This is a genomic window from Solwaraspora sp. WMMD937 (assembly GCF_029581175.1).
GTDB lineage: Bacteria > Actinomycetota > Actinomycetes > Mycobacteriales > Micromonosporaceae > Micromonospora_E.
Genome location: NZ_CP120738.1, coordinates 6,243,571 through 6,263,313 on the forward strand (window position 1 = coordinate 6,243,571; position 19,743 = coordinate 6,263,313).

19 protein-coding genes and 1 pseudogene are annotated in these 19,743 nt (G+C 70.8%); 8 read left to right on the plus strand and 12 right to left on the minus strand.

From position 1 onward, the window contains the following. From O7621_RS27580 to O7621_RS27595, 4 genes are all read right to left on the minus strand, one after another. Complete coding sequence (locus O7621_RS27580; protein WP_282231905.1) at positions 1-1,533, minus strand: glutamine synthetase family protein; 1,533 nt, start codon at positions 1,531-1,533, stop codon at positions 1-3. Then, the gene (locus O7621_RS27585) at positions 1,526-2,887 is read right to left on the minus strand and encodes an aromatic ring-hydroxylating dioxygenase subunit alpha (RefSeq protein WP_282231906.1); all 1,362 of its coding nucleotides are present in this window, start codon (positions 2,885-2,887) and stop codon (positions 1,526-1,528) included. Before O7621_RS27585 ends, O7621_RS27580 begins: the two co-directional genes overlap by 8 nt. A 257-nt stretch (positions 2,888-3,144) precedes the next feature. Next, positions 3,145-5,406: a tetratricopeptide repeat protein gene (locus O7621_RS27590; protein ID WP_348775266.1), complete on the minus strand. Its 2,262-nt coding sequence runs from the start codon at positions 5,404-5,406 to the stop codon at positions 3,145-3,147. A 98-nt stretch (positions 5,407-5,504) separates the two neighbouring features. Further along, the gene (locus O7621_RS27595; RefSeq protein ID WP_348775334.1) at positions 5,505-5,888 is read right to left on the minus strand and encodes a TetR-like C-terminal domain-containing protein; all 384 of its coding nucleotides are present in this window, start codon (positions 5,886-5,888) and stop codon (positions 5,505-5,507) included. Between the two features lie 295 nt (positions 5,889-6,183). Here O7621_RS27595 and O7621_RS27600 point away from each other — a divergent pair, with 295 nt between their 5' ends. Next, the gene (locus O7621_RS27600) at positions 6,184-6,879 is read left to right on the plus strand and encodes a zinc-binding dehydrogenase (RefSeq protein WP_282231908.1); all 696 of its coding nucleotides are present in this window, start codon (positions 6,184-6,186) and stop codon (positions 6,877-6,879) included. Positions 6,880-6,908: 29 nt separating this feature from the next. On the opposite strand, the gene O7621_RS27605 is transcribed toward O7621_RS27600, so the two are convergent. After that, on the minus strand, positions 6,909-7,685 hold the full coding sequence (locus tag O7621_RS27605; RefSeq protein ID WP_282231909.1) for a hypothetical protein: 777 nt from the start codon (positions 7,683-7,685) through the stop codon (positions 6,909-6,911). 376 nt (positions 7,686-8,061) lie between these two features. Between O7621_RS27605 and O7621_RS27610 the strand changes: the two genes are divergently transcribed. Continuing rightward, entirely contained in the window at positions 8,062-8,343 is a 282-nt protein-coding gene (locus O7621_RS27610) for a hypothetical protein (protein WP_282231910.1), read from the plus strand. Positions 8,344-8,363: 20 nt separating this feature from the next. After that, positions 8,364-8,696, plus strand: coding sequence for a ribbon-helix-helix domain-containing protein (locus O7621_RS27615; RefSeq protein ID WP_282231911.1), 333 nt, complete (start codon positions 8,364-8,366; stop codon positions 8,694-8,696). Between the two features lie 36 nt (positions 8,697-8,732). Here O7621_RS27615 and O7621_RS27620 read toward each other — a convergent pair whose 3' ends face one another. After that, a complete protein-coding gene (locus tag O7621_RS27620; protein ID WP_282231912.1) occupies positions 8,733-9,650 on the minus strand; it encodes a DMT family transporter in 918 nt (305 codons plus the stop codon). Here O7621_RS27620 and O7621_RS27625 point away from each other — a divergent pair. Beyond that, positions 9,649-11,049 carry a PLP-dependent aminotransferase family protein gene (locus O7621_RS27625; protein ID WP_282231913.1) on the plus strand — a complete coding sequence of 467 codons (1,401 nt, stop codon included), beginning with the start codon at positions 9,649-9,651 and terminating at the stop codon, positions 11,047-11,049. The genes O7621_RS27620 and O7621_RS27625 overlap by 2 nt on opposite strands. A 252-nt stretch (positions 11,050-11,301) precedes the next feature. Here the strand turns inward: O7621_RS27625 and O7621_RS27630 are convergent, their stop codons facing one another. Continuing rightward, complete coding sequence (locus tag O7621_RS27630; RefSeq protein ID WP_282231914.1) at positions 11,302-11,490, minus strand: DUF397 domain-containing protein; 189 nt, start codon at positions 11,488-11,490, stop codon at positions 11,302-11,304. Further along, positions 11,478-12,260: a helix-turn-helix transcriptional regulator gene (locus tag O7621_RS27635; RefSeq protein ID WP_282231915.1), complete on the minus strand. Its 783-nt coding sequence runs from the start codon at positions 12,258-12,260 to the stop codon at positions 11,478-11,480. The genes O7621_RS27630 and O7621_RS27635 overlap by 13 nt, the downstream gene beginning before the upstream one ends. 589 nt (positions 12,261-12,849) lie before the next feature. On the opposite strand from O7621_RS27635, the gene O7621_RS27640 reads away from it, so the two are divergent. Both O7621_RS27640 and O7621_RS27645 read left to right on the plus strand, forming a co-directional pair. Further along, complete coding sequence (locus O7621_RS27640) at positions 12,850-13,026, plus strand: hypothetical protein (protein ID WP_282231916.1); 177 nt, start codon at positions 12,850-12,852, stop codon at positions 13,024-13,026. After that, the gene (locus O7621_RS27645) at positions 13,019-13,351 is read left to right on the plus strand and encodes a hypothetical protein (protein WP_282231917.1); all 333 of its coding nucleotides are present in this window, start codon (positions 13,019-13,021) and stop codon (positions 13,349-13,351) included. The genes O7621_RS27640 and O7621_RS27645 overlap by 8 nt, the downstream gene beginning before the upstream one ends. A 74-nt stretch (positions 13,352-13,425) precedes the next feature. Here O7621_RS27645 and O7621_RS27650 read toward each other — a convergent pair whose 3' ends face one another. Further along, a complete protein-coding gene (locus tag O7621_RS27650; protein ID WP_282231918.1) occupies positions 13,426-14,070 on the minus strand; it encodes a maleylpyruvate isomerase family mycothiol-dependent enzyme in 645 nt (214 codons plus the stop codon). 125 nt (positions 14,071-14,195) lie between these two features. Here O7621_RS27650 and O7621_RS27655 point away from each other — a divergent pair, with 125 nt between their 5' ends. After that, on the plus strand, positions 14,196-15,320 hold the full coding sequence (locus tag O7621_RS27655) for a sigma-70 family RNA polymerase sigma factor (protein WP_282231919.1): 1,125 nt from the start codon (positions 14,196-14,198) through the stop codon (positions 15,318-15,320). 11 nt (positions 15,321-15,331) lie between these two features. On the opposite strand, the pseudogene O7621_RS27660 reads toward O7621_RS27655, so the two are convergent. Continuing rightward, positions 15,332-15,817: pseudogene (locus tag O7621_RS27660) on the minus strand (XRE family transcriptional regulator); the annotation flags it as partial. Positions 15,818-16,100: 283 nt separating this feature from the next. On the opposite strand from O7621_RS27660, the gene O7621_RS27665 reads away from it, so the two are divergent. Beyond that, on the plus strand, positions 16,101-16,823 hold the full coding sequence (locus tag O7621_RS27665; RefSeq protein WP_282231920.1) for a GntR family transcriptional regulator: 723 nt from the start codon (positions 16,101-16,103) through the stop codon (positions 16,821-16,823). Positions 16,824-16,902: 79 nt separating this feature from the next. Here O7621_RS27665 and O7621_RS27670 read toward each other — a convergent pair whose 3' ends face one another. Then, complete coding sequence (locus O7621_RS27670; RefSeq protein WP_282231921.1) at positions 16,903-17,661, minus strand: arginase family protein; 759 nt, start codon at positions 17,659-17,661, stop codon at positions 16,903-16,905. A 49-nt stretch (positions 17,662-17,710) separates the two neighbouring features. Continuing rightward, positions 17,711-19,714, minus strand: coding sequence for a hypothetical protein (locus O7621_RS27675; RefSeq protein ID WP_282231922.1), 2,004 nt, complete (start codon positions 19,712-19,714; stop codon positions 17,711-17,713). Between the last annotated feature and the right edge of the window lie 29 nt (positions 19,715-19,743).

Below are 19,743 nucleotides of genomic sequence, written 5' to 3' on the forward strand. Positions count from 1 at the left end.
TCAGATCAGGTCGAAGTACTCGCGCTGCTCCCAGTCGGAGACGTGCGCGAGGTAGCGGGCGAACTCGCGGCGCTTGAGCGTCGCGTACCAGGAGATCACCGGGGCGCCGAGCGCGGCGGTGAACGCCGGATCGGCCTCCAGAGCGGTCAGCGCCTCGGCCAGCGAGGCCGGCAGCCGGGGCGCGTCGGCGGCGTACGGATCCTGCACCGCCGGCGGCGGGGCGAGCCGCCGGTCGATCCCGTCCAGGCCGCTGACCAGCTGTGACGCGATGTAGAGGTACGGGTTGGCGGCGGGCTCGCCGCACCGGTTCTCCAGCCGTACGCCGGTGTCGGAGCCGGCGCCGACGGCTCGGACCATGGCTCCCTTGTTGTCGACCCCCCAGGCCACCCGGTCCGGGGCGAGCGAGAACGGCAGGTAGCGCTTGTAGCCGTTGACCGTGGGGGTGGCGAACGCGGCCGCCGCACCGGCGTGCTCCAGCAGACCGGCGAGGTAGTGCCCGGCGACCGGGGAGAGCGCCTCCCCCGGCGTGACCGGGTCGAACGCCGCCGTGCCGGTGGCCAGCTCACGCAGCGACTGGTGCAGGTGCCAGCCGGTGGACGCGGTCTGGGCGCCGGCCGGGCGGGACATGAACGTGGCGTGGTAGCCGTGCCGGCGGCAGAGCTGGCGGATCGCCGAGCGGGCCAGCAGCACCTGGTCGGCGGCGACCGCCGCGTCCCCGGCGGTCATGGTGATCTCGAACTGGCTCGGGCCGAACTCCAGCTCCAGGGAACGCAGCGGCAGGTCGAGCCGGGTCAGCCCGTGGTGCAGCAGTTGGACGACCTCGTCGGCACGGTCCAGCCCGTCCTCGTGCAGCAGTTGCGCGCCCCGGCTCAGCGGCCGGGTGCCACTGGCCCGGCCGGGCGCGCCGGGCCGGCCCACCTGGTCGTCGTCGAGCCCGCCGTCGGTGGGACCGTCGGTGGCGAAGACGTGGAACTCCAGCTCGGCGCCGACGGTCATCGCGTACCCGGCGGCGGCCAGCCGGTCGAGCTGCGCGCGCAGCAGGCCACGGGTGCAGAACGGCACCGCGCCGCCGTCGGGGAACCGCAGGTCGCACAGCACCCAGCCGGTCCGTGGCGCCCACGGCAGCACCCGGAACGTGGTCGGGTCGGGCACCAGCACGATGTCCCCGGCGCCGGCGAACCCGGCCACCCCGACGCCGGTGTCGGCGGCGAAGACCGGGAAGACCGACGCGCCGGACGGGTCCTTGAGCAGCAGCGACGACGGCGCGGTCACCCCGGACCGCAGTGCCGTGGCGGCCGCTTCGCGGGTCAACGTCTTGCCGCGCAGCACGCCGTGCTGGTCGGCGAAGGAGAACCGGATCAGCTCGATGCCGAGCTCGTCGACGACCCGGCGCAGCTGGCCGGCGGCGGCGTACTGGGCGTCGGTCCACAGTTGGTGGCGGTCGATGAAGCCGCCCCGGTCGGCGGCGAGCATCGGCACGGCGCGGCGGCCGTCCCCACCGTCGGCGACGGGCCGTTCGTCGAGGCTACGCATCGCTGGCCGCCGACCGCGCCGGACCGTCGACCGCCGACCGCGCCGGGGCGCCGGCCCACGGTGAGCCGGCCCGCCGCTGCGCCTCGCGCTCGCGCCAGGTCTGTTCCCAGCCGTCGGTCGGGGCGACGGTGTCGACGGCGAGCGGGCCGGTCAGCTCGGCGGCGGCGGCCTCGTCGGCGGGGCGGGCCGGGACCGGGTTGCCGGCCTCGAAGGCGTCGATGGCGCGCAGCAGCAGCCGGCGGTTGGCGGTGACCGCCCGGTCGGAGACGCCGAGGCGCTCCACGGTGCGGTCCTGGATCGGGCCCATGCTCTCCACCGCCCACTGGTCGTGGACGTTGATGTCCAGGCCCATCCCGGTGTAGGTCAGGTCCCGCTGCTCGGCCGGGTCGAAGCCCCAGTTGTTGGCCCGGTTGCGCAGCGGCCGGTAGTCCGGCAGGGAGACCTCGTCGAGCCGCTGGGCGAGCAGGGTCTGCTTGTCGGTCGGCTCGGCGAAGTCGTAGAAGATCATGTACCAGTAGTGGTGGTAGTCGTCGATCGGCACGTGCCACTGGCAGAAGACCTTGTCGTTGCCGAACGGGACCACGAACGCGTTGGGGAAGACCAGGTTTGTGATGCGTACGTGCCGGATCTCGTCGGTGAGCTGGCGCAGCGCGTACACCCGCAGGCCGTGCTCGGCCTGCTCAACCTCGATGTCCGGCCGGTAGGCGTCGCCGACCAGCTTGGACAGCTTCTGCCCGGTGCCGGCGACCTCCTCGCTGAACTGCTGGCCGTAGACGTCGCGCGGATCCTCGTCGATGAACCGGTGCAGGAACGAGACGTGGCTGGGGTCGATGCCGCCCTCGACGCCCTGCAGCCAGTTGCACTCCCACAGCCCTTTGAAGGCGAAGGTGTACTCGTCGGGGGCCTGGAAGCAGTCGTAGTGCGGCATCGGCGGCGGGTCGCCCTCGCCGAGGTAGGCGAAGATGATCCCGTTACGCTCGACGCACGGGTAGCTGGGGATGCGCACCTTGCTGGCGAAGGTGCTGTGCGGCGGCTCGGCCGGCTGCTCCAGGCAGCGCCCGTCCGGCCCGTACAGCCAGCCGTGGTAGAGGCAGCGCAGCCCGCCGTCCTCGTGCCGGCCGTACGCCAGGTCGACGCCCCGGTGCGCACAGAACCGCCCGACCAGCGCCCAGCCACCGTCGGCCTGCTGGAACAGCACCAGGTCCTCGCCGAGCAACCGGACGGGTTTGACCGGCCGCTGCGGGTCCAGCTCCGACACCAGCGCCGCCGGTTGCCAGTACGCGCGCATCAGCCGACCGAGCGGCGTGCCCGGCCCGGAGCGGGTGATCCGCTCGTTCTCCTCGCGCCGCAGCATGGCACCCCTCCCAGCTAGGCATCCGATCCAGCGTGCATTGGATCCAATCCTGGCACAGATGTCGGCAGAGCGATAGATGCAGCATCCCCCTGTTTCCGCCGATGATCAGCGCATCCGCCCCGTCGTACCGCGAGGTCACTCACGCCGGCGGCGACCGCCGCTCCGGCGCGCTGGACACCCGACGCCTCGGCCAGCATCCCGGCATCGAGCGCAGTACCCCACGCACGACAGCGCACTGCGTGCTGCGGCGGAGTTCCTCACCGAAAGAAGCTTGGTGACAGTTGTCGGAGAGTGTCCTGGGTAGCCGGATGACTGACGCCGAGCGCTCGCGACTGGTCGTCAAGGAGCCGTTCCAACTCCTTTTTGGCTGCCCGGCGCTTACCCTGTCCCCGCAGCGCGAGAGCAAGCCAGTAGCGTGGCCGGACGTCCAGGGTCTCTGGGTGCTCCAGGTTGAGCATCCGGGTACGGGCTGCGATGAGCTCGCGGAGCAGGAACTCCGCATCGGCGTATCGCCCATGCAGCACGAACGCTTCAGCCAGTGAATGGCGCGCGTCCCATGTCTCGACGTGACCTTCACCCAGTACTCGCGCACGCACCTCGATGACGTGGTGGTACGCGGCCTCGGCCTCCGCCATCCGAGCCTGGCTGGCGATCGCCCACGCGAGACAGCAGAGCGTATGCAGCGTATCGGGATGCTCGTCACCGAGAACCCGGATGCGAACCTCGCGGACGGCACGCAACTCGGCTTCTGTGGCCGGCCAGTCACCCAGCTTGCCGCGTGCCCAGGCGAGCTTGTGCCGGGTATCGAGAGTATCCGGGTGGTCGACCCCCAGTGTTCGATTTCGAGCAATCAACACCGGTCTCAACTCCTCGGCTGCTTCGTCCCACCGCCCATTCCTACCGATGGCCCAGGCACGTTCATGGCGCAACCGCAGACAGGCCCCATCGTCCGCACTCAGCCGGGCCGCAAAGGAGAGTGCCTCGTCCGCGAGTTTTTCACCCTTTGTTTCGTGACCGCTCCAGACGAGGAAGGCAGCAACATGTGCGGCGGCCTCTAGTAGCCGCCTCAGGTACTCATCGTCAAGATGCCGCGCTGTGGTTGCAAGTAACTCCCGCACGTGCGGAGCCAATTGCTCGAACCACGACCATTCCCGGTTGTCATCAAACCGCAGAGAATTAACCCCGGAATGAATCAAGTTCACTGCGGTTCGCCGAATCTCGTCGGTCCCGGATCCCGGCGATTCCTGGCCTACCTCGTCGAGAAGCGTACGGTTCGTCTCTGCGACGACCGGGTGCACCACCAGCGCCTGACTCGACTCCGGATCACCGCCGACACCTGTTGAACACTCATCTACAAGGCAGAGCTCAGCGAGCCCTCGGAGCGTCTGGCTCACCTCGACGGCATTCACCTCAGCGACGCACATCGGCCTGCCGACCCGCAGAGACTCGATCGGCCGCAGCCGGAGCAGGTCGACTGGTATCGGCACTCCAGCTGCATACCGGGACAGAAGCCGCAACATGTCCCGAGCCTGTGGCACGCCCTCATCGGTCAGCAGATCCAGTGACAACTCCCAGGTCCGCGCTACGACCACCCGTTCGTAGTCACCGTAAAGCTTGTCCCGGTCGAGTGCACCCACGGCACCCGTCCTGTCAAGTTCTCGGGTGAAGGCCTTGAAAGATTGCCATCGGGCGAACCTGGAACTGATGTTCGCGCCAGCCAGGCGCAAGGCCAGCGGCAGGTGCCCGAGCCTGTCGGCCAGCAGGTCAGCGTCTTCCCTCGAACCCGCATCAGGTGCCGCGTCGATCAGCACGTCAACCGCGTCGGATGCAGTCAACAGATCGATCTGCCGCACATCTACGATTCGGCCCCATCGGCGCCGACTGCGACATCTGCTGGTTACCAGCACCAACCCTCTCTTGCTGGATCGCAACCACCCCGGCTCATCGGCAACGCCGCCTAATAGCAGGCACGGGTCGTCGACATTGTCGAACACGAGCAGCCAACCCGGATCAGCCCGTTCCAGAAGATCCCATAGCCGATCCTTTGCAGCCCCTGTGCCGGCTCGAATCGCCGCCACGTCAACATCGTTCGCCCCGAGAACCCGGGCCAGGCTGACTAATCCATCGCTGAGGCTCCGTGCATCATGTGCCCGCACCCACCATGCCGAATTATTGCGTCGGTTCTCAGTCGCCCACCGGAACGTTTCCAGCGCGACTGTCGATTTACCCACACCCCCTGGTCCGGCCAGGACCTGCACCCGACCCGGCGGCCGCCGTAGCCAACTACGCAACGACCGCAGCACTTCGCTACGGCCACGCACCCTGACAGGCAAACTGCCGATCGGTGCCGCCAGCGAGGCACCCGGCGACGCGGCCCAGTCCGGTCCGGGCTCGACGAGCTCTCTAGCCGACGATCGCGTCCGTTTCCGAATCAGCGAGGTCACCAGAATCCCGACCGGGACGACGCCGATGGCTGCGGAGATCCATGATACGCGTTCGAGGAACGGATCTACGTCCACCAGTTTCCCATCGAGAGTCGTCGACTACCATCGTGCGACCACTATGCCAGCCCATCGCAACACCGCTGGTTACGTCACTGCCTCCGGATGGTGCGCCGTCACAGCGCCAGAACTTCGTCCACCTCGGCGGCGAAAAGTTGCGCCGGGTCAATGCCCATCCCGTCGAAGTGGCCGGCGAGTTCCAGCGAGAGCACCCCGTGTAGCCGGGTCCAGAACGCCAATGCTCGCCGCATCGCAGCTGGTGGAGCCGGATGCTCGCCGGCCCACTGCCGATGGTCGGCCAGGTGGGCCTCCAGCGGAGTCCCCATACCGTCGGACGGGACCGCGGCGCTGGCATCGAGCAGGACCGCCATGATCTCGGCGGCGATCCCGGTGATTCCATCGGGTGCGTGGTACCCCGGCACCGGGGTACCGTACATCAGCAGGTAGCGGTGCGGGTCGACGAGCGCCCAGCCGCGCAGGGTGTGCGCCAGCGCGGCCAGATCGGCGCCGGCGTCGGCCGCCGCGCGGAACGTGTCGGCGAGGCTGCGGTACGCGTCAGGTCGTCGTTCAGATGGAGGCGACCGGGGTCTCCTTCGCCGAGCAGCAGATGTGCCGGGGCCGGTACTTCGACCAGCCGCCGTTCCCGTTCGTCCCCGGCTACGACCTGGTCGGCACGGTCCACACGGTCAGGCCCGGTGTCGAACAGTCGCTGACCAGGACCCGGGTCGCCGCGCTGGTCAATACCGGCGGCTGGGCCAGCCACGTCGTCGTCGACCGGGCCGGCGCCTGGTGCCGGTGCCCGACGGGATCAGCGCCACCGAAGCGGAGACCGTCGTCCTCAACGGGATCGCCACCTGGCAGATGCTGCACCGCAAGGCACGGATCCGGGCCGGACAGACCGTCCTGGTGCACGGCGCCAACGGCGGCGTCGGCTCGATCCTGGTGCAGCTCGCCGCCGGCGCCGGCGCGACGGTGATCGGCACCGCGTCCGCCCGCCACCACGACGCCCTGCGCCAGCGCGGCGTCATCCCGATCGACTACCGCACCCCGGACCTGGTCGCCCGGGTCCGCGAGATCGCCCCCGACGGCGTGGACGCCGTCTTCGACCATGTCGGCGGGCCGGGCATCGTCGGGTCGTGGAGCCTGGTCGCCCCCGGCGGCACCCTCGTGGCGTACGGCAGCGCGTCGACCCGCGACGACACCGGCAACAAGCAGTGGCCGGTGCTGAAGCTGTTCGGCCGGGTGCGGCTGTGGAACGCGCTGCCGAACCGCCGGCACGCCTACTTCTACAACATCTGGGCCGGCCGGGCACTGGCCAAGGAGCGGTTCCGGGCCCGGCTGCGGGCCGACCTGACTCAGGTCCTCGCCGCGCTGCGGCGCGGCGACGTCACCGCCCAGATCGCCGCCGAACTGCCACTCACCCGCGTCGCCGAGGCGCTGCGGCTTTCTGAGTCCGGCACCATCGCCGGCAAGGTCGTCCTGACTCCCTGACCGTCCACCTGCGAACGCGCGTACCGCCGCTAACCGCCGGGCTGAGGCACCCACCAGCCGCCGAGCACAATGTGCAGCACCATGGTCAGCAGGCTGATCCCGAGGGCCGCAAGCAACCCGAACGCGAAGCCGAGCAGGCCGGTGTACCGACGCTGGTCGACGCCGACCACGCCAGGCAACGCCGCCGCCTTGCCGGACCACGGACGCTCCAGACCCAGCCACCACAGCAGGCCGAGCCCTAACGGGGTCAGGTAGACCAGCCAAAACCAGTACCACCGGGTGCCCAGCGCCGGAGCCGGCCCACCGACCAGCACCACCAAGAAGGTCACCAGCAGCACGAAACCGATCTGGGTACCGACCCGCACGACGGACTGCACGCCGCCGACCCGCTCTTCCAGGCCGGCGGCGCGCAGGTCACGGGCCAGGGCGGCCGCGCCCGGTCCTGCGTAGCTGCCGCCGCCGTCGGCGGCGGCAGCGGTCACCGCACCGAAGGTCGCGGTGTTGGTCCACCGCACCCTGCCGTCGGCGGTACGCCAGCCGAACAGCGGGCCGAGTTGACCGGACGAGCGCAGCTCGGCGACGTCGAACCATCCGCGTCGGCTGCGGTCCCAGCCGTCACCCCACTGGTACGCCACCACCCGACCCGCCGCCACGTCCGCCCTTGCCTGGTCGTAGTCGTGCTGCCGGGGGGCCGTCCACCAGGCGGTCGCCGCCGCGACCAGCCACAGCAGGACGATCACCAGCCGCAGCACCGTCCACCATGCAACGGCACGTACGATCGCCAGCCCGCGTGAACCGTCGCCCATGGACGCATTGTCGCAACACCTGACCAGCAGCCGCCGGCCTCGTCGAGGGCCACCACGCGGGCGTACCGTCAGGTCGCCGGGACGGCGGAGCCGATCAGCGTCCGCCACCACTACTTTCAGCAGCATGACCGCGGTCTGGTGGACCGCCACGGCGGCGAATTCGGGAACGAGAGCGACGTCCGTCACTGTCCAGGGCAGCGCGCGTCGACCCAGTTGCGGCGGAGCAGGTCGGCTGTCAGCTCTCGGTGCCTGTCCAGCGAGTCGGTATCCGAGATCGCCACGGTCGCGCGGCGTACCAGCAGGCCCTGACAAGTCCGGTGCCACCGGCTGCTGGACCCTGCCAGTGCGGCGTATTACGATGTGTTACGGTCGCTCGGTGGGGGAACGGGAGTACGTGTGGACCGACGAGGGCCTGGCCAACGCTCGCCGCAACGACGTCGGTGTCGACGAGGCGACCCAGGCGCTGTACGCCCCATCCGGCCTGCGCTACGAACGGGTGATCGGGGACCTGATGCTCATCGTCATGGGTATGGCCGGCAGCGGGCGTGTTATCGCTGTGTTGTGTGACCGGATCGGTGGCACGCGGACGTACAACATCATGGGAGTGCGTGCCTTGGGCGGCGCGGACCTGGACGAGTGGAGGAGGCGGATCCTATGAGCGACCCGGACTTCGACCGGATGACCAAGGACGAGGTCATCACCTGGTTCCAGAACACCGACAGCCTGGCACCGGTGATTAGATCGATCACCCCTGCGCAAGCAACCGGTCCCGCGCCAGAGGCGCCGATGATGCTGGTGAGCATCCGGCTGCCCGTCGCACTCGTCGAGCAGCTCGACCGCATCGCCGAGGAGTCAACGACCCGCCGGTCCGACGTCATCCGCGAGGCCCTGACGGGATACGTGGCCGCCCGCACCGCACCCGTCGGCCAGCAGGAGGCCGAGCAGGCCCTCGACGTGCTCCGCCGCATCGTCACCGAACGCACCGGCGAGGGCCACGCCGACGCAGCGTGATCCGAACGCACCGCAACCAACGGCAGTCGCCGGGGTTCAGCCGACGCGGCCCCGCTGGTACTGGGTCAGTACCACGCAGGCCAGCACGCCCAGCGCGGTCATGATCGAGGTGGAGCCGACCGTCTCGCCGAGCAGCGCGGCGGACCAGAGCAGGGTGAGCACCGGCTGGGCCAGTTGGACCTGACCGACCCGGGCGACGCCACCCCGGGCCAGCCCGGCGTACCAGGCGAAGAAGCCCAGGAACATGGAGACCACGGTGAGGTAGCCGAACGCCGACCAGGTGAGCGCGTCGGCGCGCGGCGGCCGGACGACGCAGACCGCCAGCGTCACGGCCACCGTGGCGGGAAGCGACAGCAGCAGCGCCCAACAGATCGTCCGGGCACCACCGAGTTCGCGGGCGAGCGCGCCGCCCTCGGCGTACCCGAGACCACACAGGACGACCGCGACGAGCAGGAACAGGTCGGCGGCGGTCAGCGCGCCGCGTACCGCGCCGCCGGCGGCGAGGAAGCCGAGCACCGCGAGCAGCCCGCCGCCCGCGGCGGCCCAGAACAGCGCAGGTGGGCGTTCACCCGCACGTACCACCGCGAACACGGCGGTGACCGCCGGCAGTACGGCGATGACGACCGCGCCGTGCGCCGACGGCTGGGTGGTCAACGCCAGCGAGGTGAACAGCGGGAACCCGACGACGACGCCGAGGGCGACGACCGACAGTCGCCGCCACTGGCTGCGGGTGGGGCGCGGGGCGCGGGTGAATCCGAGGTACGCCCAGGCGAGCAGCGCCGCGCCGACGGCCCGACCGAAGGCGACGCACCACGGGTCGAGTTGTTGCACGGCGACCCTGGTGGCCGGCAGCGACATGCTGAACGCGAGCACCCCCAGCGCGCCGAGGATGAGCCCGGTGAGCCGGTCCGCCGTTACCGGCCGGGCTACAGTAACGCTACTCTTGACTTTCATGAATGACGGTAACGCAGCCGATCGCGTTATCCAAGATCTGCTCCGGTTGGTCGCCGGGGCGACCCCTGGGACGCAACTGCCTTCGGTACGCGAGCTGACCGCCCGGCACGGAGCCTCACCGGTGACCGTCGCAGAGGCGGTCCGGCGGCTGGTGGCGCGTGGGCTGATCGAGGCGCGCCCCGGCAGAGGCACCTTCGTCGCCGCCCGCCCCGACGACCGGCCCTCACCGGCGACGGCACCCGACCTGGCCTGGCAGACCGTGGCACTCGGCGCCCGCCGACCGGGTGAGGACGAGATGCATGCGCTGCTGGCGTTGCCGAGGCCGGGTGCGATCGCGCTGACCGGCGGCTACCTGGACGCGCAGTTGCAGCCGGCGGCGGCGCTCGGCGCGGCACTCGCGCGGGCCGCCCGCCAGCCCGCCGCCTGGCAACGCGGCCCGGTCGAGGGGCGGGAGGACCTGCGTGCCTGGTTCGCCGGGGCGGCCGGCGCCCGGCTGCACGCCGACGACATGATCATCTGTTCGGGCGGGCAGGCCGCGCTCTCCACCGCGTTGCGAGCGCTCGCCGCGCCCGGTGACACGCTGCTCGTCGAATCCCCGACCTACCTGGGAGCGTTGGCCGCCGCGCGCACGAACGGGCTGCGGGTGGTGCCGGTGCCGGCCGACCCCGATGGCGTACGCCCGGATCAGCTCGCCGCCGCGTTCGCCCGGACCGGCGCGCGGCTGTTCTACTGCCAGCCGCTGCACGCCAACCCGACGGGAGCGACGCTGGCCGCGCACCGCCGGGCGGCGGTCATGGCGGCGGTACGCGACGCCGGAGCGTTCCTGATCGAGGACGACTACGCCCGCGACCTCACCATCGACGGCGAAGCCCCGCCGCCGCTGGCCGCCGACGACGCCGACGGGCACGTGGTCTACCTGCGGTCGCTGACCAAGTCGGCCGCGCCCGGCCTGCGGGTGGCCGCGCTCGGCGCGCGCGGCCCGGCCGGTGCCCGGCTGCGGGTCGCCCGACTGCTCGACGACCTCTTCGTCACCGGCCCACTGCAGCAGGCCACTGTGGAGCTGGTGACCGCCCCGGCCTGGCCACGGCACCTGCGCGCGCTACGTACCGCCCTGCGGGCCCGGCGGGACGCGCTGCTGGCCGCGCTGCGCCGGCATCTACCCGAGCTCGTTCCGACCACAGTGCCCGGTGGCGGGCTGCACCTGTGGGTGGCGCTGCCCGCCGGCACCGACGATGTCGCACTGGCTGCCGCAGCCGCAGCCGAGGGCGTGGTCGTCTTCCCCGGCCGTCCCTGGTACGCGGCCGAACCACCGGCACCGCACCTGCGCCTGACCTACGCCGCCGCCCCGCCCGACCAGATGGACGAGGCCATCCGTCGCCTCGCCACTGCAATCAGATGATCAGCCGACGGCCGCCCAGCGCAGACGTCCAGCACATGGTCATCGGTGACGTTGAGTAATATTTCACGCACCAGCATCACCTTGCCGGATCAGGGCTGCCGGTCGAGTCTGATGCCAGAGGTGCATCAAGATGCACCTCTGGCATCAAGCCGTCGACGGCACTAGGTACCCCGGGAGCCGGCACCGAGGCACGTCGCTCAGCGACGAGCCCCGCACCGCGTCCGGTACGGGGCCGTCGCGGTGATGGTCGGGTCAGCGGGCCTTCGCCAGCTCGACGAACGCCGACCAGGCCGCCGAACCGAAGGTCAACGTCCCACCGTCGCGGTCCTTCGTGTCCCGGACCAGGACCCGCCCAGGAAGGTTGTCCGCCACCTCGACGCAAGACCCACCGTTGGGCGTGGACCGGCTGCTCTTGCGCCATTGTGGCATCAGGATGTCCATCTCTTTGTCACTTCCTTCATGAGGGCTACGGACTGATGAGCGGGGAGCGCTACAGCGCTGACAGAGTCCCAGACCGCCTGGAGCGTGGTCATTGGCCCCGGCCCGATGGCCACTTGCCCTTGGAGGTGGTTGTCAAGGTATCCAACATCCTCCGCGTCGTCGAAGCTAGCGATATCCACCGGGCCACCCCATCCGAGGTGCGGTGGAGCGTCTGCTGGCACCACGCGAATGATGATCATCGGCCGCTGCGCGAGCGAGATCAGATGCTCCAGCTGCGGCGCCATCACCTCCGCTTCGCCTCGACGCAGTGCCAACTCGTCGAAGATCGCCACGACCCGGGGCGGCGTCTCCCTGGCGAGGGCCAGTTGACGACCCAACCGAAGCTGCACCTGCCGCTCAACCTCGTTCGCGAGCAGGCCGCCGCTGGACAGAACCATTCGCGCATAGTCCTCGGTCTGTAGCAGCCCTGGCACGATCAGAGGCTGGTACAGCCGAAGCGCACTCGCCCGCTCCTCGTACTCCAACCAGGGTCGTAGCCATGTAGGAGCGAGCTCGCCCACGACGAACTCGCGGTAGAACTTCACCAGGGCGGTCCCGAAGACACGATCTACTGCCTTCAGATAGTCCGGCAGCACTGGTCGCTCACCACGCTCGACGGCGCCGACATGGCTCGCCGAGAAGTGGATGCGCTCGCCCCACGCCTCTTGCGTGAGGCCGACGATGTTCCGCAATCGACGAAGTTCCTCTACCAGATACTCGCTTCCACTCATAGCCTTTCACGTCCCCCATCTCAATACGCGACACCACACCGCCGTGTGGTTCTCTCCTCAACCCCACTCTGGGCAGATATCGGTGACCACCACGTCACCCCGGGTTGTTTTTCATCTTCCGCCAACACGGCTTGGCAGTCCAGGGTGGAGTTCTACGAATACCTCGGCAACTCTCCATTCGAGGGGGATCAGTGATCAGGAACGATGGGATCGGCGGAACACCTCGCCTCGCCCGGTACACATCTATCGGCACACCGCGCGACGGGGCACGGTACGACGTCGACCCGACGCCGAACCGGCCGCCGCTGCCGAAGCGGAACCCCGGCGAGACCGACCCGGATCAGGACCAGCGCTTCCAGCTCACCATCAGGACCAGCGCTTCCAGCTCACCGGAGCCCGCGCCACCGCCCCGGCCCCGGCCGGTGCCCGCAACGGTCCTACCTACGACGGCCCAGCCCGCTCCCCTGAGCTGTCCCGGGCGGTCCACGACGCGAACTCGACCGCCCGCACCCACATCCCCAACCGCACCACCGGGGAATGCCACCGGTGCGGCGGCATCGTCGCACCCTGCCGACCGTTCCTCCGGGCCATGGCCATCCTCGACCGCTGGGACCCGTCCAGCGCCCGACGGATCCGCGCCGTCCTGCAGCTGTCCGGCTTGTGGCCCACCGGTGACGGCCACGAGGCCGATGACGACGACGAACACGAGCCCGACGCCGACGACGGTGTAGCCACCCGACCGGACCAGTCACCCGACGGTGCCTGAACCGGAGTCGGAGCCGCTGGTCCGCGCCGGCGACCGGGTGACCCTCGCCCCGACCGACCACCTGGGTGGACGCCGGCCGCTCACCATCGACGTGGCCAAGGTCAACCCCGACATGCCCTGGTGCGACTGGATCCTCATTGTCGGCGCCGAAGCCAGCGACCGCCCTGACCGGGACGGCATGCCGGTCAGCGCCCGCGTGTTCAAGGAGGCGCTACGCCGCCCCGGCGTCGTCGCCAGAGGCCAGCCGCCGGGCCCGTACCCCGGCTTGGTGGAGCTGGCCCGCCGCAACCGCGAGCACTACCCGCACCGCTGGACGCGGACCTGAAGCTCCCCGGGGCGCGGACCTGAACCCGGATCGGTCCGCGTTCCGGGGCCCCGACGCCCCTGATTCCTACCCGGTCAGCGCCGGTCCGCCGACCGGTCGGTGAACCGGTCGGCGGCGTCTCCGACGAGCCGGCCCGGCGGGAGGCGGCGGCCGGACAGGACCAGCAGCAGGTCCTGCGCCGTCGCGCGCAGCGGCGTCCCGGTGCCGTGCCGCCAGTCGAGATCGGTGGCCTGCAACTGGACGCCGGTCAGGTCGGCGCCGAAGTAGGCGATGTTGCGGGGCCGCAGCCCGACCAGCACCAGGGACAGCCGGTCGAGCGGCACCCGGTGGCCGAGCCCGAGTCCGACGGTGACGTCCAGACCGTGGATGACCTCGTGGGCGAGCGCCCCGGCCGGGCCGCCACCGGGCGGTGTCCACGGGTGGGTGATGTTGTCCCGCAGCGCGGCCAGCAACTGCTCGTGCGACATGGCGGCGGCGTCGCGTCGGGCGCTGCGGTCGGCCATCCGGTCGAACCGGCCACCGGCGCGGACCAGGTCCAGCATCAGCCGGCCCGGTGAGGTACGGAAGGCCATGGTGATGTGGGCGACCACCTCACGTACCCGCCAGCCGGCGCACAGGGTCGGCCCGTCCCACTGACCCGGGTCAAGTTCGGCGAGCAGCGTCACCAGGTCGCGGCGGTGCGCGACGACCGCTGCCCGTACCTCGTCGGTGTATTCCATGATCCGTCCCTCCGTGACCGACGCGACGATCGCGCCCTCCGGGAGGGTGTACGGCGCGGGCCGGCGGAACTCATCGGTCGTCGCCGGATCTGCCCGGCCTGGCGGCGGCCCGTATCGTCGGGCGGGTGGCACCGACCTCGACCAGCGACGCGGAGCGGCTGGAGCCGTTCCGCGTCGAGTTGACCGGCTACTGCTACCGGCTGCTCGGCTCCGGTTTCGAGGCCGAGGACGCGGTCCAGGAGACGATGGTCCGCGCCTGGCGTTCGTTCGACCGGTACGACGGACGGCGCGCCTCGCTGCGCACCTGGCTCTACTCGATCGCGACCAACGTCTGCGTCGACATGCTGCGCAGCGCGCAGCGGCGGGCGTTGACCATGGATCTCGATTCGGCGGCGCAGGCCGGTGGCGGCCTCGGCCCGCCGGTACCGGAACGGGCCTGGGTGCTGCCGGTCCCGGACAGCCTGGTCGTGCCGGTCGACGCGTCCCCGGAGAGCGTGGTGCTGCAGCGTGAGTCGCTGCGGCTGGCGTTCGTCGCCGCGCTGCAGCACCTGCCGCCCCGGCAGCGGGCGGTGCTGATCTTGCGCGACGTGCTCTGCTGGCGGGCCGACGAGGTCGCGCAGCTGCTGGACAGCAGCGTCGCGTCGGTGACCAGCGCGCTGCAACGGGCGCGGGCCACGCTGCGTACCGCCGCGCCCGATCCGGGGGAACCGCTACGGCCGGCCGACAGCCGGCAACGCGACCTGCTCACCCGCTACTGCTCTGCGTTCGAGCAGCACGACGTCTCGGCCCTCGTCGCGCTGCTGCGCGAGGACGCCACGATGACCATGCCGCCGTTCCGGTGGTCGCTGCGGGGTCGCGAGCACATCCGGGCCGCGTTGCTCGACCCACGGGCGGGCTGTGCCGGCGCGCGGCTGCTGCCGACCGCCGCGAACGGCTCGCCGGCGTTCTGGCAGACCCGTCCTGGCCCGGCCGGGCACGTACCGTTCGCCCTGGTCCTGCTGGACGTGCTGGACGGCCAGGTCGCCGGCATCACCACGTACCTCAACGTCGATCGGCTGTTGACGCTGTTCACGCCGAACGATGACGATTGGTGCGAGACGGAGTACCTGTCCCGGGGTGCCAACGGTCGTGAGCTACGCCGCCGGATCGCAGAGATGGAAGCGGGCGCGGGCGTCCCGCGCGAGTTGATCGAGCCCGACGATGAGACCAGTGCCGCTGCGCTGGGCGGCAACCCGATGCGCCTTCGATGACCCTGATGTCAGTCGGCACTGCCGATCCAGTGCGGCGTACGGGTGTCGAAATCGGCGGCCTCACCCGGGTCGAGCTGGAACTCCTGGTCGCCGAGGACGAACCGGACCCGCCCGTTGAGCACGTAGAACCATTCGTACCCGTCGTGGGTCTGCTGTCTCACGGTGGGTGACCGGCCAGCCGACGGGTAGACCACCTTGTATGCCTGGACGCCGCCGGCCCGCCGGGTCAGCGGCACGATGGTCAGCCCGGAGCGTCGGATCGGCCGCAGGTGGATCCGCGGGTCGCCGGTGGGTGGGGCCGCAACCAGGTCGTCGAGCGGTACGCCGTGGGCCCGCGCCAGCGGCAGCAGCTGCTCCAACGTCGGGCGGAGTTTGCCGTTCTCCAGGCGGGACAGCGTGCTCGTGGTCAGACTGGTCTCGGCGGCCAGGCCGGCCCGTGCCCGGCGCAGGGCCCACAGCTGGGCGCCGACCCCGAGTCGTTCTGGGAGGGGCTGCAACGCAGCCTGACCGCCTCGGACCGACCGACCAATTCACTGCTCGTCGAGACCGCACCGGCGGGACACCGGGCCGGCCGGTCAGACCGCGATGGTCACCGACAACGTGCTGCTCATCCGGCGCGACGGAGAGATTGGCTGATGCCACCCGCACCGCGACCATCAGCAGGGCCACCGGCCACCGAGGCGCGGCCATGCACGGGATCGATCGGGTTTGCCCGCTGTCGCGTCGGGCTGGTTACCGCCGTGAAACACCGCAGAAGCACGACGCCCCTACGGTCCGTGCATGGATCCGGCGTTGGATACAGGACTGGACACACCTCCGCGAGCACAGGCCGGTGAGCATGCCTACACCGAGCTGAAGCGGCGGCTGTCGGTCGGTCACTTCCCGCTGCGGATCCGGCTCGGCGAGGAGCGGCTGGCCACCCTGCTGTCGGTGTCGCGTACCCCGGTCCGCCAGGCCCTGGCCCGGTTGCACGCCGAGCGGCTCGTCGAACGCCTGCCGGACGGCGGTTACGTGCCGGCGGCGTCCAACCTGGTCGAGGTCCGGCAGCTGTACGAGGTGCGCCGCGCGCTGGAGCTGGCCGCGCTGCACCGGCCGGCCGAGACTGGTGAACCGCACGACCTGTCGGTCGTCGAGCCGCTGCGCGACGACTGGCTGGCGCTGCGCCGCGACACCCCGGAGCCGGATCCCGGCTTCGTGCTGCTCGACGAGAGCTTCCACGTCCGGTTGGCCGAGGCCGCCGGCAACAACGCCCTCGCCGGGATGCTCGGCGTGGTCAACGAACGCATCCGGGTGGTACGAATGCACGACTTCCTCTCCGCCGAGCGGATCGACCGGACGATCACGCAGCACCTCGGCATCCTGGAGGCCGTCCTCGGTGGCGACCTCGACACCGCACACCGGGAATTCACGATGCATCTGGGGGAATCCGTCGCTGTCGTCGAGCAACGGGCCGCGCAGGCCCTGACCCGGATGATGGCCGTCGAGACAAGGCCGTCGTCGTGACCGCCGTGGCGGGGCCGGTGGACAGCACCACGGCACTGCTGTCGGGCCGCCCTCGCCGGCCTGCCGAACCCGCCGGCGGTCAGGCCAACCGGCGCAGGATCTCCTTGACCAGCGGGCCGAGCCGGGCGGCGGCCCCGTGGCCCGGATCCCAGGTACAGGCGACGCCGACGGCGGCCACCCGCCCGGTGTCCAGCACGGCGGTCACCGCGTCGGCGACCTCAGTCAGGTGCGGGCCGCCCGGCGCCGGGAAGCGCAGCCCGGGCAGGTCGACCGGGTCGACGACGTCGGCGTCCAGGTGCAGGTAGATCGGCCGGTCCGGCAATTGGCCGACCGCGTCGGCGACATCGCCGACCCGGCGGTGCCGGATCGCCGCCCGCCGCAGATGGTCGACCTCCGGCGGGTCGAGGTCCCGGCCGTCGGAGAGCACGACGTCGGCCTCCGCGACCGGCCGCAGGTCCAGTGCCGTCGCGATCAGGTCGCGGCGGTGGCCGGTCAGCAGCCGCAGCGGCATGCCGCCCAGGTAGCCGCTGCTGGTCGTCTCCGGGGTCTGCAGGTCGCCGTGGGCGTCGAACCAGACCACCGTCGGGTCGACGCCGGCCCGTTGCAGACCGGCCACCACCCCGAGGGCGGTGGTGCAGTCGCCGGAGAGGACCAGCGGGCGGTGCCCGGCGGACACCGTACCGGCGACGGTCACCGCGACCGCCCCGTACAGCCAGGCCATCCGCGCCCACCGGGTGCCGTCGGGCAGCGACGGCATCACAGTCGTCTCCGCCGACCCCGGAACGTCCAGCTCGGGCAGGTACTCGTCGAGATGGTAGGGCACCAGGATGCTCGTCACCCCGCCGAGACTACCGTGGACACCACCCCTCCACAGGGGACCTGACCGGTCAGGATGCCGGCGCCAGCCCGGTCCCGAGCATCGCCTCGGCCCGTTTCACCAGGTAGTACCAGGCGGTCTCGCTGTGCTCGGTCACCTCACCGATCGGCATCTCAAGATTGTCGAACGGCTGGGTCTGCAACTTGAGCAGATAACCGGTACGCGGGTCAAAGCCCCACCAGATGCTGCCGGCCGCCTGGTAGTCCGGGGTCTGTTCCAGCGCGTTCCAGACCAGGGTGACCGCCGGGTAGTCCTTGGCCGTCACCACCGGCCCGTAGTCGGTGTAGTCGGCGGCGGCGCGCTCGGCACGGCACTGGGCCGACCCCAGCTGCCGCAGGTAGGCCTCGACGGCGGCCCGCTGCCCGGCCGGGACGTGCGACACCTGCACCTGGGCGCTGATCAGGTCGCTGGCCCCGCCGAGGTACAGGTAGCCGACACCGTGCGGGGTCGAGCTCCAGTCCAATTGCCACTGCGGGTCCCCCGGGCAGCCGCGGAACGGGCCGAACGGAGCAAACTGGCTCTCCTGCGTCACCACGAAGTCGGTCGGTCCGGTGCCGGCCCGGTAGTTGCCGTCACCCGGCCTCGGCACCACCTCGTGCAGCCGGTCCAGCGGCGGATCGGTGACGGTCAGCCGCGCCGACCGGCGGCCGCTGTCGCCGGTGAAGCTCTGCCGGGCCAGCTCCACCGTGCCGGAGAGCAGCTCCCGGATCGCCCCGGCGTTACGCCAGACGGCCAGCACCGCGTCGAACCGCCGCTTGACCAGACCACCGAGGCTGTTGCTGATCGCGTTGAAGATCCCCTCGACGTACGTTTCCGCCGGCTTCTCCATGAATCTCAGTACGAAGTCGACAATCTGCTCGGCACACCGCACCACGCCTTCGTAGTAGGCGTTCGCGGCGGACAGCACCCAACCGGTGATGTCGTTGCCGGTCGGGTTGCCGATGATCCGACCGAGCTTGATGCTCTCGGTGAGGATGCACTCGGCCGTCTGCAGGTACTTCTCGGACTGCCGCCACATCTGCAGCGCCCTGCTGTCCGGGCTCAACGGCAGCAGCAACTGCAGCAGCAGACCGGAGGCGTCCAGCAGGACGTGGCCGTAGTCGAGCCGGGCGCTGAGGGTGATCGTGCCGGACTCGGGCAGCTTGGCCGGGTCGAGCCGGAAGGTGACCCGGGTGCCGGAGCTGAGCACCACGGCCGTGTCGCCCATCAGCGTCCGGACGTCCTCGATCAGCGCGGTGTAGATGTTGTCCCGCCCGGTCGGTCCGGTGCCCGAGTCGGGGGCCGTCTCGACGGTCAACGCCGGTGGGAAATCCAGCAGCAGCGGGTAGCCGACGGTGTTGCCGATGCTGAACTGGTAGGTGCCGTCGCGGTCGGGGTGGAAGGTCACGCAGGTGTCCAGGCCGGGGACGAAGTTGTCCAGCTCCACCCGGACCGGCAGGGCCTGGTAGCGGCACTCCGACGGCGGCGGTACGGACAGGATGCCGGCGATTCCGGCGACGTAACGATTAGCGTTGATCTCGCGTTGCAGCGCCAGGGCCGCCTGCGCGGCGGTCTCCTCCTCGTCCCACGCGGCGAGCACCCAGTGGGAGAAGTGCCGGGTCTGGGTGGTGATCGTGCCGGCGTCGGCGTCGATGTCGCCGCCGAGCGGCAGCCACTGCCCCCAGTCGTCGACGTAGACGGCGATGAACATGTCGTCGACCGGTGCGTCCGCCGGGTAGTCGAAGGTGATGGTGGCCGGCCCGGTCAGTTCGCCGCCGTCGAGTTCGACCTTGGTCACCTCACCGAGCGGGGTGATCATGCTCGGCTCCGGGAAGCCCGGCGCGTCGTCGGCGACGCCGACCCGCAGGCGGGCGCCGCGGCCGTCGACCGACGAGCCGTCCACCCGGACGGTCACCCCGGCCGCCGGGTCGCTCGCGGTCAGTGGCTCGCCGGGGCGGTGCAGCACCACCAGGGTGATGGTGACCGCCACGGCGAGGACGGTGGCCACGGCGGCCACGAGACTGCGACGACTCATGATCACGCAGTCTCACCAACCGCCGGCGG